This is a genomic window from Flavobacterium sp. SM15 (assembly GCF_022012335.1).
GTDB lineage: Bacteria > Bacteroidota > Bacteroidia > Flavobacteriales > Flavobacteriaceae > Flavobacterium.
Genome location: NZ_JAKLTO010000001.1, coordinates 309,966 through 325,941 on the forward strand (window position 1 = coordinate 309,966; position 15,976 = coordinate 325,941).

The 15,976-nt window shown below is 39.2% G+C and carries 14 protein-coding genes; 6 read left to right on the forward strand and 8 right to left on the reverse strand.

Features of this window, described 5'->3' with window-relative positions:
- Positions 1-12: 12 nt before the first annotated feature.
- Positions 13-786, reverse strand: coding sequence for a T9SS type A sorting domain-containing protein (locus LZZ90_RS01505; protein WP_237788914.1), 774 nt, complete (start codon positions 784-786; stop codon positions 13-15).
- Positions 787-964: 178 nt separating this feature from the next.
- Here LZZ90_RS01505 and LZZ90_RS01510 point away from each other — a divergent pair, with 178 nt between their 5' ends.
- From LZZ90_RS01510 to LZZ90_RS01535, 6 genes are all read left to right on the forward strand, one after another.
- Complete coding sequence (locus LZZ90_RS01510) at positions 965-3,400, forward strand: bifunctional UDP-N-acetylmuramoyl-tripeptide:D-alanyl-D-alanine ligase/alanine racemase (protein ID WP_237788915.1); 2,436 nt, start codon at positions 965-967, stop codon at positions 3,398-3,400.
- Between the two features lie 85 nt (positions 3,401-3,485).
- The gene (mscL, locus tag LZZ90_RS01515) at positions 3,486-3,911 is read left to right on the forward strand and encodes a large conductance mechanosensitive channel protein MscL (protein WP_237788916.1); all 426 of its coding nucleotides are present in this window, start codon (positions 3,486-3,488) and stop codon (positions 3,909-3,911) included.
- 155 nt (positions 3,912-4,066) lie between these two features.
- Positions 4,067-5,056, forward strand: a complete 990-nt coding sequence (locus tag LZZ90_RS01520; RefSeq protein WP_237788917.1) for an aspartate-semialdehyde dehydrogenase — start codon at positions 4,067-4,069, stop codon at positions 5,054-5,056.
- A gap of 76 nt (positions 5,057-5,132) precedes the next feature.
- Positions 5,133-5,483: a hypothetical protein gene (locus LZZ90_RS01525; RefSeq protein WP_237788918.1), complete on the forward strand. Its 351-nt coding sequence runs from the start codon at positions 5,133-5,135 to the stop codon at positions 5,481-5,483.
- A 56-nt stretch (positions 5,484-5,539) separates the two neighbouring features.
- Positions 5,540-7,747 carry a TonB-dependent receptor gene (locus tag LZZ90_RS01530; RefSeq protein ID WP_237788919.1) on the forward strand — a complete coding sequence of 736 codons (2,208 nt, stop codon included), beginning with the start codon at positions 5,540-5,542 and terminating at the stop codon, positions 7,745-7,747.
- A 144-nt stretch (positions 7,748-7,891) separates the two neighbouring features.
- The gene (locus tag LZZ90_RS01535; RefSeq protein ID WP_237789179.1) at positions 7,892-9,976 is read left to right on the forward strand and encodes a prolyl oligopeptidase family protein; all 2,085 of its coding nucleotides are present in this window, start codon (positions 7,892-7,894) and stop codon (positions 9,974-9,976) included.
- Positions 9,977-10,021: 45 nt separating this feature from the next.
- Here the strand turns inward: LZZ90_RS01535 and LZZ90_RS01540 are convergent, their stop codons facing one another.
- Genes LZZ90_RS01540 through LZZ90_RS01570 form a run of 7 tightly spaced genes read right to left on the reverse strand, consistent with a single transcriptional unit; the run spans position 10,022 to position 15,967 of the window.
- On the reverse strand, positions 10,022-10,489 hold the full coding sequence (locus LZZ90_RS01540) for a hypothetical protein (protein WP_237789188.1): 468 nt from the start codon (positions 10,487-10,489) through the stop codon (positions 10,022-10,024).
- The gene (locus tag LZZ90_RS01545) at positions 10,470-11,270 is read right to left on the reverse strand and encodes a TIGR00266 family protein (protein WP_237788920.1); all 801 of its coding nucleotides are present in this window, start codon (positions 11,268-11,270) and stop codon (positions 10,470-10,472) included. The genes LZZ90_RS01540 and LZZ90_RS01545 overlap by 20 nt, the downstream gene beginning before the upstream one ends.
- 60 nt (positions 11,271-11,330) lie before the next feature.
- On the reverse strand, positions 11,331-12,146 hold the full coding sequence (locus LZZ90_RS01550; protein ID WP_237788921.1) for an SDR family NAD(P)-dependent oxidoreductase: 816 nt from the start codon (positions 12,144-12,146) through the stop codon (positions 11,331-11,333).
- Positions 12,147-12,908: a monofunctional biosynthetic peptidoglycan transglycosylase gene (gene mtgA / locus LZZ90_RS01555; RefSeq protein ID WP_237788922.1), complete on the reverse strand. Its 762-nt coding sequence runs from the start codon at positions 12,906-12,908 to the stop codon at positions 12,147-12,149.
- On the reverse strand, positions 12,908-14,020 hold the full coding sequence (locus LZZ90_RS01560; protein WP_237788923.1) for an FAD-binding oxidoreductase: 1,113 nt from the start codon (positions 14,018-14,020) through the stop codon (positions 12,908-12,910). Before LZZ90_RS01560 ends, mtgA begins: the two co-directional genes overlap by 1 nt.
- Positions 14,021-14,026: 6 nt before the next feature.
- Positions 14,027-14,710: a DedA family protein gene (locus LZZ90_RS01565; RefSeq protein ID WP_237788924.1), complete on the reverse strand. Its 684-nt coding sequence runs from the start codon at positions 14,708-14,710 to the stop codon at positions 14,027-14,029.
- A 21-nt stretch (positions 14,711-14,731) separates the two neighbouring features.
- Positions 14,732-15,967 carry a dicarboxylate/amino acid:cation symporter gene (locus LZZ90_RS01570; protein ID WP_237788925.1) on the reverse strand — a complete coding sequence of 412 codons (1,236 nt, stop codon included), beginning with the start codon at positions 15,965-15,967 and terminating at the stop codon, positions 14,732-14,734.
- Between the last annotated feature and the right edge of the window lie 9 nt (positions 15,968-15,976).

A 15,976-nucleotide genomic window follows, 5' to 3' on the forward strand; every position in this document is an offset into this window, starting at 1 on the left:
CTTATTCAAGACTTATTTCTTTATAAACTTTCCAGTTGTTCCATTGATTTTGTAAACATAAACTCCGCTGCTTAACGCTGAAGTATCTAACGCAGTATTGGTTTCAGCTCCTGAAAGATCTTTCTGCAATACTTTCATCCCGTTAGTAGTAAACACTTCCAATTTTCCTTTTTCTCCATTCAGTTTTAGGTTCTCAAACGTAATTTGCCCTTCTGTAGGGTTAGGAAACGCAAAAACGTTTTTGGAGAACAATTCATACTGATTTACCGTTAACGTTCCTTGTAAAGAATACACTTTCAAATCTGCAAACCAATTTACAGAAAAGTCATCACTATATATTTTTTTGGTAATCAACTTATACTGCCCCGCAGAATCCTTGAATACACTTGCATAGGTCGCCCCCGCAAACTCTTGAATTAATGAACCATCACTGCTAACTAAAACAATTTTACTCTCCATCGTGACATCATTATATTCAGAAATTAAAAATTCAATATTCGCATCGTTATTAAACAATTTATCAGAGATTAATAAGAAATTATTGAATTTCCAATCCGGCATTATTGGAACTGTAAATGAAGTTGTCAATACATGCGTCTGATTGAAAATCTGGACACCCCCGGTATTTTTATCAAACGTAAAATGATTTAATTCTGTTTGTGTGTAAAAAGCCGAAACAAAATCATCTCCTCCTAGTGAAGAAGTTGTATATTCATGCTCAAAGGTTATTTGAGAAAAAGCATTCAAACTAAAAAGGGAAGCAACTAAAAATAATTTTAATTTCATTAGTGTTATTTTTTAAGATTAGCTGCAAAAAAACAAAAAAAACCTACAAAAACAAAAAAACATTGTTCAACAATAAAGCTATTTTATTAAAAAAGAAGTCCTATTTTTGAAAACGATATGACCAAATAGTTTTCATTGTTGCAAATCAACACATTAGACCAATCGCTTACCTGGAAAAATGAGTTTACTTATCCAAAATATCATCCCTGTTATCCATGCCAAATGGTTGGGAAACGATCAAATATGTTCTATTGACAACGTTTCCATAGATAGCCGTTCACTACAAAACAATAACGGCACACTGTTTTTTGCCTTGGTGGGACAGCACCACGATGGGCATCAGTACCTATCTGAACTCATTGAAAAAGGGGTTCAGAATTTTGCAGTTCAACATGTTCCGGAAAAACTGATAAACAAAGCCAATTTTCTTATTGTAGAAAACACCTTGAACGCGCTACAAGAATTCGCCGCTTTTTACCGCCAACAATTCAACTTCCCAATTATCGGGATTACCGGAAGTAACGGCAAAACCATCGTAAAAGAATGGCTGAATTTCCTTTTGAGTCCGGAATACAACATCATCCGAAGCCCGAAAAGTTACAACTCACAGGTTGGTGTTCCGCTTTCGGTTATCGGCATCAACGAAAAACACAATTTGGGAATTTTTGAAGCCGGAATTTCCCAAGTGGGCGAAATGGAAAAACTGGGCAACATCATTCAACCGACGTTAGGAATCTTAACCAATATCGGCTCGGCTCACAACGAAGGCTTCCGTTCTGAGGAAGAGAAAATCCAACAGAAACTCAAACTGTTCGATAATGCACCAGTGGTAATCCTTCAGAAAAACGATACTATCGAAGCCTATTTAAAACCGGAAACCAAAGCGTTTACCTGGAGTTTCAACAACACTTCCGCAGATGTACAAATTACCAAAAAATCGTCATCCGTTTTAGAAATCAAACATAAGGACGAAACGTTTTCCGTAACACTTCCGTTTCACGATAAGGCCTCAGAAGAAAATTCCATTACCTGTTTAATGGTGCTTTTGTATTTCGGTTACGATGTCAAAACGATTCAGGAGCGCCTTGCCAATTTGTATCCGGTGGAAATGCGTTTACAGGTAAAGAACGGCATTAACAATTGTACGATTATCGACGACAGTTACAGTTCCGATTACCAGTCGCTTAAAATCGCGCTGGATTTTCTGGAACAACACAAAACCCATAAAAAGAAGACAGTCATCCTATCCGATATTTTTCAAAGCGGTTTTACAGCAGAAGAACTCTATTCAAAAGTAACCAAACTCCTGAAAAACAACCATGTGGAACGTGTTTTCGGAATTGGCGACAACATCGCAAATCATTTGAAAGACTATCCGAATTTTATTCCGTTTGCCACCACTCAGGAGTTTGTAGCCCATTTCAATTCGCACGAGTTTGAATATGAAACCATCCTGATTAAAGGAGCACGCAGTTTTCAGTTTGAAGAAATCGTGGTGCTTTTAGAGGAGAAAACCCATGAAACGGTTCTGGAAATCAATTTGAATGCGATTAGTCATAACCTGAATTTTTACAAATCGAAACTCAAACCTACCACCAAAATGATGGCAATGGTAAAGGCTTTCGGTTATGGCAGCGGTAGTTTCGAGATTGCTAAATTATTAGCCCATCATAAAATTGATTATTTAGGTGTAGCTTTCGCCGATGAAGGTATTGCACTTCGCAACGCGGGAATCACCATGCCAATTATCGTGATGAACCCTGAAAACAGTGCGTTCGCGGCGATGGTAGCTTACAATCTGGAACCGGAGATTTATTCGGCTTCGGTATTGAAGAAATTCATTGTTTTAGCTCAACAGAAAAACTTATACAATTATCCGATTCATATCAAACTCGATACCGGTATGCATCGATTGGGATTTGAAGAACGGGATTTAAACGAGCTTATCAGCTTACTGAAGAACAACAATCTGGTAGAAGTGAAAAGTATTTTTTCACATTTGTCTTCAAGTGATGTACCCGAATTCCGTGAGTTTACTTTAGAGCAGATTCATAAATTCAGCGCTTGGTCCTCTCAACTTATAACAGAGCTGGATATTACACCAATTCGTCATATTTTAAATACTTCCGGCATTTATAATTTTGCGGAATACCAATTCGATATGGTGCGTTTGGGCATCGGTTTGTATGGTGTAGGCAATGATACTGAAGAAATGAAACAACTGGAAAATGTAGGAACTTTAAAAACCATCATTCTTCAGATAAAAGAAATCCCAACCGGAGATAGTGTAGGTTACAGCCGAAGATTCCGAGCCGACAAACCTACAAGAACCGCAACAATTCCTATTGGTTATGCCGACGGCATCCCAAGAAGCTGGGGCAATGAAAAAGGCTATGTTTTGGTGAATCATCAAAAAGCGCGAATTGTAGGCAACATCTGTATGGACATGCTCATGATTGACGTTACCGACATCCCATGCGAGGAAGGCGACATGGTAATTGTCTTTGGAAAATCACCACGGGTAACCGAACTCGCTGAAGTGGTCGGGACCATCCCCTACGAGATTTTAACCAGTATTTCCCATCGTGTAAAACGTGTTTTCTATAAGGAATAAGTCACTTTTTGTTAAAAAAAGTCAAATTGTAATTTAATTTTTACTAATTTAGCGTGAAACGAATTTTTAACTAAAATCATATTCTATGGGATTTATTTCAGAATTTAAGGAATTCGCCATGAAAGGCAACTTGGTGGACATGGCAATTGCATTCGTTATGGGAGGTGCTTTCGGTAAAGTAGTTACCGCATTTGTAGAAAAAATGTTTGCTCCAATCATCGGATTAATCATGGGTGGAATTGACCTGAACGACAAGAAATTAATCGTTAAAGACGGTGTTGCCGAAGTTAAAGATGCGGCCGGTGCGGTAGTCACTCCTGCGGTAGCCGAAGTTGCCATTGAGTGGGGCGCTTTCCTAACCGCCTTAATCGATTTTATCATCGTGGCTTTTGTGATGTTTATGATCATCAAAGCGATGAACAAAATGAAAAAACCTGAACCAGCTCCGGCACCTGCAGGACCAACTCAGGAAGAATTGTTAGGCGAAATTCGTGATTTATTGAAAAAATAATCCGCTACACAACATATTCTAACCTAAACCGTCTGAAGAGGCGGTTTTTTTATGCTAAAATAATTCTTGTGATTTTTATTTTTTAGCACTTTTTAACAGTCGTTTTGTGTTAATTTTGCAACTCTAATTAACTATAATCAAACACACTAAGTAAAATGAAAGTAGCCGTTGTAGGTGCCACCGGTATGGTGGGCGAAGTAATGCTTCAGGTTTTAACCGAAAGAAATTTTCCCGTAACTGAATTAATCCCAGTAGCTTCCGAGAAGTCGGTGGGTAAAGAAATCGAATTCAAAGGAAAGAAGTTTAAGGTGGTAAGCATGCAAACGGCTATCGATATGAAACCGGAAATTGCAGTGTTTTCTGCAGGTGGCGACACTTCCAAAGAATGGGCACCAAAATTTGCCGAAGTTGGTACAACAGTAATCGACAACTCCTCAGCTTGGCGAATGGATCCAACTAAAAAATTAGTGGTTCCGGAAATCAATGCTTCTTCTTTAACTAAAGACGATAAAATCATTGCCAACCCGAACTGTTCAACCATTCAGATGGTACTGACTTTAGCACCGCTTCATAAGAAATACGACATCAAAAGAATCATTGTTTCGACTTACCAATCCATTACAGGAACTGGGGTGAAAGCGGTTCGTCAGTTGGAAAATGAATATGCAGGTGTTCAGGGAGAAATGGCTTACAAATACCCAATCCACCGAAACGCCATTCCTCAATGTGATGTTTTCGAAGAGAACGGTTACACTAAAGAAGAAATGAAATTGGTGCGCGAAACCCAAAAAATCCTTGACGACAAAACCATCGCAGTAACGGCTACTGCTGTTCGTGTTCCGGTTGTTGGAGGACATAGTGAAGCGGTTAACGTGGAATTTGAAAATGATTTCGAAGTAAACGAAGTCCGTTCCATCCTTCACAACACCCCGGGAATTACCGTTCAGGATAATATCGACACGTTCACCTATCCGATGCCTTTATATGCTGAAGGAAAGAACGATGTTTTTGTTGGAAGAATCCGTCGCGATGAAAGCCAGCCCAACACGTTAAACATGTGGATTGTTGCAGACAATTTAAGAAAAGGTGCCGCTACCAATGCGGTTCAGATTGCTGAATATCTTGTAGCCCATCAGTTGGTATAATTCCAGAAAAATAAATACAAAGATCCGTTTGATGTAAAATTGAACGGATTTTTTCTTTTTTGCTATCTTTGTAAAAATGAATAAAAAACTGCAAAACCTAAGCCTCTCGTTACTGATAAGCATATTGTTCGCAATATTGTTTCAATCAGCGCACTCCTTTGAGCATTTGGCAAAGCAGTTTACCCAGGAGCATTGCGACCATAAATACGACCCTTCCAAAACGGAATTCACCCACAGCCATCACAATTTTGACGACTGTTTCGTTTGTGAGTTTTCGTTTAGCAATTACATTCCGGTCGAGTTTTTCTCCTTTTCATTTCATCAAACTCCTGTTGCAAAAAGCCTTATGTTTTTCAATAGTGAAAAACCAATTGTTTTTTCCGGCAGTTTCTTCAGCCTTCGGGCTCCTCCTTGTTTTATTGCATAATTTCTTATTGCCGAATCCCGGCCAGGCTTTTTGTACAATAAATCAATCTAAAAAACATGAAATCTTATTTAACAACCCTAGTACTATTAGGGTTTTCGATAATTGCTTTCGGGCAAAACAAACTTATTGGCACCATTACCGATCCTCATAACAAACCGCTTGAAAATGTTACGGTTTCACTACCGGAACTGCACAAAGAAGCTTTTTCAGATGCAAACGGAACCTTTACTTTTGAAAATCTTGCAGATGGAGACTTTAGTGTAACATTTTCTTCCATCGGATATGCAAACAAAACCGTTACGGTTGCACTGAATCAGAAGGAAACCACCGTAACTGTTATCTTAGAGGAAACTTCCACACACATGGATGAGCTGATCGTTTCTACCGTTTTCAACAAATTACAATCGCAAAACGTGATGAAAGTAGAGCATCAATCCGTGAAAGAATTGCAGCAAAAAGGTGCTGCTACTCTTGTGGAAGGTTTGGCTAAAATTCCCGGAGTTGCTCAAATCTCCACCGGAACCTCCATCGGGAAACCGGTAATTCGCGGATTGAGCGGCAATAGGGTTTTGGTCTATTCCCAAGGCATTCGTATGGAAAACCAACAGTTTGGTGAAGAACACGGCTTGGGCATGAGCGATGCCGGCGTGGAAAGTGTGGAAGTCATCAAAGGACCGGCTTCATTGTTGTACGGTTCCGATGCTTTAGGCGGTGTCCTTTATTTCAACCCGGAGAAATTTGCCAAAACCAATACTTTTACTGGAAATTTCAATCAGAAAGTTTTTTCTAATACTCAGGGAAGCAATACGTCTTTAGGCATCAAAACCTCAACAGACAACTGGAAATTTCTAACCCGGGCAAGTTATTCCACCCATGCGGATTATAAAATCCCGGACGGAGATCGGATAACCAACACCCGCTTCATCGAAAAGGATTATAAAATCGGAATCGGCTATTCTACCGTAAAATATCAAAGTGAGTTCCGATACAATTACAACAACCTGAACATCGGTTTACCCGAAACGGATATTGAACCTTCTAATTTTCGCACGCCTCTATATCCGAAACAAGATATCGACAACCATATGCTGAGTTTGCATCAGAAATATTTCTTTAAAAACTCTAAACTGGAAGCTGATTTAGGTTACATTTTCAACAACCGAAAAGAATTGGAAGCTCAGGACGAAATCGCTTTACACATGAAACTGAAAACCGCGAGTTACAACCTGAAATATTATCTGCCGAAATCCGGAAACCTGGAAACCATTATTGGTATTCAAGGCCTTCGTCAAACCAATAAAAACAATGGAGAAGAACTTTTGATTCCGGATGCCACCACCAATGATTTCGGTGCTTTGATTACCTCTAATTACGAATGGAAAAAACACTCCTTTCAGGCAGGAATTCGGTATGATACAAGAAAAATCGACTCCGAAGCCCATGGTGTTTTCGGCGAAGACGGTTATTTTGCGCCTATAAGCAAAACCTTCGAAAGCTTTAATACTTCCTTAGGCTACAAAACCAAATTGATTGATAATTTAACTCTTCGCCTAAATTTAGCCTCAGGTTTTCGAGCGCCAAACTTGGCCGAATTGACTTCCAATGGCGTTCATGAAGGAAGTAACCGCTACGAAATAGGAAATGCAAATCTGAAAAACGAACAAAACTTCCAGACCGATTTAAACCTGGAATACGGCAACGCCCACTTTGAATTTTTTGCCAACGGATTTTACAACCACATCACCAATTATATTTTTTTAGCGCCTAACGGAACGATTATCGACAGCAACAACGCTTACGATTACCTTCAGGACAATGCTGCGCTTTACGGAGGAGAAGTTGGAATCCACTTTCACCCGCACCCGCTGGATTGGTTGCATTACGTAAGTTCTTTTGAAACCGTGACCGGCAAAAAAGACAATGGCGATCATCTACCGCTGATTCCCGCCAATAAATTCTCCAACACGCTTCGCACGGAGTTTGATTTGCAAAACTGGTTTAAAAAAGGCTATGCGCTTATCAATGTAGATTATGTTTTCAAACAGAACAACATCAGTGCTTTTGAAACATCATCAATGGATTACTGTTTGGTAAATTTAGGTTTCGGAGGAACTGTCAGCCTTGGAAAATCGAAATTTGATCTTTCCGTAAATGCCAATAATTTATTGAACAAAACTTATATTGCTCACCTTTCCCGATTAAAAACAGATGGGATTCCTAACATGGGTAGAAATCTGGTTTTGGGTATCAACTTTAATTTTTAACACCGAAAAGCTATCCGTTTTGGGTAGCTTTTTCATTGATAAATTAATCGATTCCTTATATTTGTTTACAACTAAAAACAACACGTAAAATCATCAATCATGAAAAATTCACTTACCGCTGCGGCTGTAATCTGCAGTTTGACTATGAATGCACAAAGCCCCAAAGATTCGGGAAAACTAAAATATCCTGAAACCAAAAAAACAGATCATACCGATATGTATTTCGATACTCAGGTAAATGACCCTTACCACTGGCTTGAAGACGACCGCTCCAGCGAAACAGGGGCGTGGGTAAAAGCACAAAACGAAGTAACCAATGAATATTTAGCTCAGATTCCTTTCCGTGAGGCGATCAAATCCCGCATGGAAAAACTTTGGAATTACGAGAAAATCAGTGCTCCTTTTAAAGAAGGAAATTATACTTACTACTATAAAAACAACGGTTTACAGAATCAATCCGTTTTATACCGTAAAGATGCTTCCGGGAAAGAAGAAATTTTCTTGGATCCAAATACGTTTTCCAAAGACGGAACCACCTCTTTAGGCGGTTTAGATTTCTCCAGAGATGGTTCAAAGGTAGCTTATGCTATTTCAGAAGGCGGAAGTGACTGGCGTAAGGTTATTATCATGGACGCTATCACTAAAAAAATAATTGAAAATACGCTTGTGGATGTAAAATTTAGCGGAGTTTCATGGAAGGGCAACGACGGTTTTTACTATTCCAGCTACGACAAACCAAAAGGAAGCGAACTTTCAGCAAAGACTGATCAGCATAAATTATACTATCACAAATTAGGAACGGCTCAAAAAGAAGATAAAGTCATCTTCGGTTTAGACCAAAAAAGAAGATACGTAGGCGGAAGCGTTACCGAAGACGATCGTTATTTAGTTATTTCCGCAGCCAATTCTACCTACGGAAATGAATTATACATTAAAGATCTGACTCAATCAAACAGTCCAATTATCACCATTGTGGACAACTTCGAAAATTCGAGCTACGTGATTGAAAACGAAGGAAGCAAACTTTTTATCAGTACTGATTTTAAGGCGCCTAATCAACGTGTGGTAACTGTAGATGTGTCAAATCCTAAACAAGAAAACTGGAAGGATTTTATAGCCGAAACCGAAAACGTACTTTCACCTTCTACAGGAGGCGGCTATTTCTTTGCCAATTATATGAAAGATGCAGTATCGGTAGTAAAACAATACGACTACACCGGAAAATTAATCCGCGAAATTGCCTTACCGGGACTGGGTTCTGCTGGTGGTTTCGGAGGAAAAAAAGCCGAAAAGACGCTTTACTATTCTTTCACGAATTATACTACACCGGGAACAATCTACTCCTTCGAACCCAATAAAGGAACTTCAGAAGTGTATGAAAAACCGAAAGTAGATTTCAAATCGGAAAACTATGAGTCCAAACAGGTGTTTTACACTTCAAAAGACGGAACCAAAATCCCAATGATTATCACCTATAAAAAAGGTCTGAAACTGAATGGTAAAAATCCGACAATGCTTTACGGCTATGGTGGTTTCAACGTGAGTTTAACTCCAAGTTTCAGCATCTCTAATGCAATTTGGATGGAAAACGGTGGTGTTTATGCTGTTCCGAATTTACGCGGTGGCGGCGAATACGGAAAAAGATGGCACGATGCCGGGACCAAAATGCAAAAGCAAAACGTGTTTGATGATTTTATCGCCGCAGCAGAATATCTGATTGCCAACAACTATACTTCTAAAGATTATCTTGCCATCCGTGGAGGTTCTAACGGGGGATTGTTAGTGGGGGCAACCATGACTCAACGCCCTGATTTAATGAAAGTAGCTTTACCAGCAGTGGGAGTAATGGACATGCTGCGTTACCATACGTTTACAGCAGGTGCAGGTTGGGCGTATGATTACGGAACTGCGGAAGATTCTGTGGAAATGTTCAACTACTTAAAAGGCTATTCTCCAGTGCACAACGTGAAAAAAGGAGCAAAATATCCTGCAACTATGGTAACCACCGGAGATCATGACGACCGAGTAGTACCGGCGCACAGCTTCAAATTTGCTGCCGAATTACAAGACAAACAAACCGGAAACAACCCAACCTTAATCCGTATTGATATTAATGCGGGTCACGGTGCAGGAAAATCGGTAGCGGCAACCATTCAGGAAAATGTAGACATTCAAGCATTTACTTTGTACAACATGGGCATCATGAAATTGCCTTTAGCAAAGAAATAATTTGACATTATTCAATAAAAAAAGCGACCAATTTGGTCGCTTTTTTTATTGAAATTTTTTATACGGAATGTACTTCCCTGTTGAAATATCGAATTTGAATTTTGTTTTTGATGTAAACCCAGCGTTTTTGATTTTTATAGTATCCGTAACTTCATAATCTGTATACAAAGTTAAATGATTGTCTTCTGAAGGATTGCTAATTCTAAAAAATCTTCCAACCAACGATTCATCATAATGAGCGATCCCATCTTCAGCTACTTTCTTTTTCCCTTGATAATAATAAACAAATTTTGCTCCTTCATAGTTTTTTCCAGATGTAATTTCATATACTCTTCCAATAACAATCTCTTGCTCAAACTGATTACTGGAATTCAACATTTCAAGTTCTTTTTCCTGTTTTTTATCAAGATTGGAAACAGAATTGAAAATCATCAAAACTACAATCGCTAGAATAAACAAAGCGATGCCAGTCTGCTTAAAAAAGTCTTTCAAATTAGAATCGGTTATCCCCATCCAAAAGATTTCCTAAACCGCCTAACAAGCTTCCTTCTTCTCTACCGCTTCCTCCCGCTTTTGGAGCTGAAGCAATGATTCGGTCGGCCAATCGGCTAAATGGCAACGACTGGATGTACACAATGCCCGGTCCACGTAAGGTGGCATAAAACAAGCCTTCTCCACCGAAAACAGAATTCTTGATTCCGCCGATGAATTCGATATCGTAATCTACATCTTTGGTAAACCCTACAATACATCCGGTATCTACTTTTAACACTTCACCCGGTTGCAATTCCTTACGGGCTAAAGTACCTCCAGAGTGAACAAACGCCATTCCGTCCCCTTCAATCTTTTGCATAATAAACCCTTCACCTCCAAAAAGACCACGTCCTATTTTTCTAGAAAATTCAATTCCTACGGAAACCCCTTTAGCCGCACATAAGAACGAATCTTTCTGGCAGATGAATTTCCCTTGGTATTTCGTTAAATCAATGGCTACAATTTTACCTGGATACGGTGAAGCGAACGATACTTTGCGTTTACCTGCATCTTGATTCATATAAGCAGTCATAAACAAACTTTCTCCCGTTAGAACACGTTTTCCGGCTGTCATCAGCTTTCCTAAAAACCCTTGTTGCTCTCCGGAACCGTCCCCAAAAATAGTCTCCATCTTGATGCCGTTGTCCATCATCATAAAACTTCCGGCTTCGGCAATTACAACTTCCTGCGGATCCAATTCAATTTCCACATATTGCATTTCTTCACCATAAATATGGTAATCGATTTCGTGTGCTGTCATTTTTATTGTTTTTTGATTATGGAAATTAGACGCTCAATCTAAGCAGATGTTACAAGAAAATTAACCTAAAACCGATTTCCTAATAATGCGGTTGAACAATTTATACCCTAATTTTGAACGCAGAAAATTCATTGCATTGGCATCAAAACCAACCTTATATCTTGTGAAATTTTTGCAGGGTTTATTGGCAATTGCAAAAAGTGTTTTAGTAATCTCTGAGGTAAGATTGGTGTTCTTTTTGGTTTTTTTATGAAGAATCGAAGTGATTTTTTCCATCATTCGTTCATAGGAAGGAATTCCTCCGGTTTCCGATTTGGTCACATGGCTCTGAAACGCGGTAGGCGCATTTCCAAACTGAACCGTGCAAACACTGATATTGAATTCCAAGAGTTCATACGACATACATTCCGAGAAACTTTCCACCGCTTTTTTAGTAGAGTGGTAAAAACTTCCCAAAGGCAAATTCACCAATCCGGCAATAGACGAAATATTGATAAACTGACCAAAATTCTGCTCACGAAACACAGGAATGAACGCGCGGCAAACTTTTACCACACCCAACCAGTTTACATCTACAATGTGCTGGATTTTATCATCATGGGAAAGTTCCACAAAACTACGGTATCCGATTCCGGCGTTATTAATAATCACATCAATAACCGGATGCTTTTTTAAAATTTCAGCTTTGGCAGATTCAATGCTGGCCGTGGAGGCAACATCCATTAGATAACTGCTTACATTAGGCAGACCGACAGTGTCTTTTCCGTGGTCAAAACACGTCATGGTAGCAATAACATGCCAGCCGTTTTGGGAAAAATATCTTGCGGTAGCCTGACCAATACCACTGGAGGCCCCTGTAATTAGAACGGTTTTCATTTATTCCGGTTTTTTGTCGTAATCGATTTTACCAATGTGGCGCATCACTCGAACAATCTTATCCTTCCTACGGTTGGTATAAGAGGAAGAATTAATGGCTTTGAATTTTCTTGGATTGGGAAGAATTGCCGCTATTCCGGCTGCTTCATATTTGGTTAAATCTTTAGCATCTTTACGGTACCAGTATTCGGAAGCTGCCTGTGCTCCGTAAATTCCGTTACCCATCTCGATACTGTTCAGATAAACTTCCATGATGCGCTCTTTCCCCCAGATTAATTCGATTAAAACGGTAAAATAAGCTTCCAGACCTTTTCGCAAATAACTTCTGCCCTGCCAAAGAAAAACATTTTTCGCAGTTTGTTGTGAAATTGTACTTCCCCCTTTTAGTTTTTTTCCTTTCTGATTGCTTTCATAGGCATTGGCCAAGGCTTTAAAATCAAAACCGTTGTGACGAAGAAAATTACCGTCTTCACTGGCTATAACCGCCTTTTGCAGGTTTACAGAAATCTCTTCCATAGGAACCCAATCGTGATTAAGGTACACTTCTTTTTCAGCCTGCGTGTTTTCAATGGCTCGAATGGCCATTAAAGGCGTATAAAACACCGGGACAAATTTAAAAAGCACCACAAAAAACAAAGAAAGTCCAAATCCCCAAAGGAAAAGCTTGAAGATAGAACGGATGATTTTTCCCATTAAACTCGCGTTTCCTTTTTTGGAAGAAGATTTTGAAGGTGTTTTTTTCGCTGTTTTTCTCGTTGCCATTATGCTAAATCTGCTAATTCTTGTCCAACTAAACTTCCTATAGCCACACCCATACCTCCAAGTCGAACACCACAATACACATTTTGACTGAGCTGCTCTACGATCGGTTTTTTATGAATTCCTAAACCCATAATACCACTCCAACGGTGGGCAATTGTATATTCCGTATTTGGCAGGATGACTTCACTTAAGAGTTGCTCCAAACGGTTTTGGATTTTTTCGGTCAAGCCGAATTCAGAAGTGGTTTCTCCTTCAAAATCAAGGTTTCTCCCTCCTCCAAATAAAATACGATCGCCAATATTGCGAAAGTAATAATACCCTCCGTCAATATGAAAGGTTCCTTTGATATCTAAGTTTGGAATCGGTTCGGTAATTAAAACCTGTGCGCGTGCCGGTTTGACAGCTCCTTCGGTAATTGCACCGGCAAAACCATTGGTTGCAAATAATACTTTTTTAGAAGTAAAGGTAAAATCGTTGGTTTGGAGCTGAACTCCTTCATCAGTATCGTGAAAATCGGTAACCGTTTGTTGGTTCAGGATTAGAATGTTGTTGGTGATTACTTCTTTGAGCAAAGCCTGCATCATATTTCCGGTATCGATTTGTCCCTCCAGAGGATTAAAAATCAAGTACTCATGAATGCCTTTAAAATCGAAGCGATCCACTTCTTTGGCAAAAACATCGTTTCGGAACAATGGTTTGAGGATCTCATTCACAAAAGGCAATTTCTGTAAACATTCCGCATAAGTGCTTTCGTCTTCTTTTAGAAACAGTTCGTAGCCGCCATAAGGCTTATAATCCAAAGCAGCATCTCCTATGCGTTTGCGCAGTAATTGCAAACCGTTCCAGCGCTTTTGGATGAGTTGGATAACGTCTTCTTCCGAATAATTTTTTAGATCTTCAATAATTTCCGAAAGACTCCCAAAACAGGCAAACCCTGCATTTTTGGTACTGGCGCCTTCGGGTAAAATCCCTTTTTCAAGTACCAGAATCTTACTCTGAGGAAAACGTTCACGCAAACGCAATGCCGTATGAAGCCCGACTATACCGCTTCCAACAACGGTATAATCTACGTTGGTAAACCAATTTTTTAGTTCCCAATAGCTAACATTCATAGTTGGTTACTTGCGTGCTTTAAGTTTATTTTTGATGGAATTGATTACAATTGGCGCTGTCGAAATAAGAATGATTCCAACAACAATAAGTTCAATGTATTTTTTTAAATCGATTTGATGGTTTTCCAACAAATAGCGGTACAGGTAATGTCCTGAAAAAATCAAAGTAAATGCCCAAAGGAAGGAACTTAAAATATTATAGAACATGAATTTTTTCTTTTCCATCTGAACAATTCCAGCCACAATTGGCGCAAAAGTTCGGATAATGGGAAGGAAACGGGCAAAAACAATGGCGCGTCCACCGTGTTTCTCAAAAAACAAACGGGACTGGATCAGGTATTTTTTCTTAAACCAAAAATTATCTTCTTTAGAGTATAGGAAATGTCCGCTTTTAGCGCCAAACCAATAGCCAAATATGTTTCCAATGATACCGGCAACTCCAACCATAGTAGACAAAACAGCCACGTTGGTGAATTCATTCTCAATTACAAAAAGCTCCTGCATTAAGGTTTCGCTGTAAATTCCGGAAAGGAAAAGCAAGCTGTCTCCCGGTAAAAAGAATCCGGCAAACAAACCGGTTTCGGCGAAAACAATAAATAAAACCACATAAATTCCGATGTGGTGTCCGGCAATTTCAAGGTTGATGTAAAATTCAGGATTCAGTAATTGGGTCCAGTGAAAATCTTTCATTTGGAAATATCTTTAAAAAAATTAGTTAACAGTTTTGGTTTCCCATTTGTCTACAGCACTTGTTGCCAAAGCATTTCCTAACACATTGGTCATGCTTCGTGCCATATCACAAAAATGGTCAATTGGTAAAATCAGGGCAATTCCTTCCGGCGGAATACCAAACATCGCACAAGTAGCCACTACCACAATTAAGGACGCCCTTGGAACACCCGCTACTCCTTTACTGGTAAGCATAAGTACCAACAACATCGTCAATTGTTTGTCCAGCGGCATATCGATTCCGTAAACCTGAGCAATGAAAATACTGGCGAAGGTCATGTACATCATGCTTCCGTCCAGATTGAAGGAATATCCTAAAGGCAAAGTGAAGGATACAATTCTCGGCTGACAACCGAAACGCTCCAATTCTTCCACCATTTTTGGAAAAACCGCTTCACTACTGGTAGTTGAAAACGCAATCAGTAAAGGGCTTTTGATTCTTTTTAGCAAAGTAAACAAGCGTTTTCCTAATATAAGGTAGCCCACAAAAAGTAATAAAATCCATAAAACGATGATTCCGATAGCAAAAGCTAAAAGGTAGTTTGCATACAAGCTAAAAATTTCAAAACCGTAATTAGCTACAGCCGCCGCAACAGCACCAAAAACACCAAGTGGAGCCAACCACATGATATAAGTAACCATCTTTAAAACGACGTGCGAAATTTTGTCGAATAATTTGATCAACGATTTTCCTTCTTTTCCTAAAGTGGATAAAGCAATTCCGAAAAGGATGGAAAAAATAACGATTTGAAGGATTTCATTGGTTGCAAAAGCTTCAAAAATACTTTTGGGAACCACGTGTTTCACAAATTCTTCCAAAGAGAACGATTGGGTTTTCTCTAACAATTCACTAGCGGAAGAAGTATCATCCATTTTTATATTGGTTCCTTTCCCCGGAGCTAATGTATTTACCAGCACCATCCCTAATAATAAAGAAACCAACGAAGCGGAGATAAACCAACCCATCGCTTTGGCTCCAACGCGTCCTACCATTTTCATATCGCCCATTTTAGCAATACCCACAACTAGGGTTGAGAACACTAAAGGCGCTATAATCATCTGAACCATTCGGATAAAAATAGTTCCTAACAACTTTATATTTTTGGAGAAAACTTCCTTAGAATCAGCAAATTGATAGTGAACAATTCCACCTAAAATGACACCCAATACCAGTGCTACAATTATTGCTATAAAAAGTTTATTGTTGTTGCTCTTCACTTCAAAATC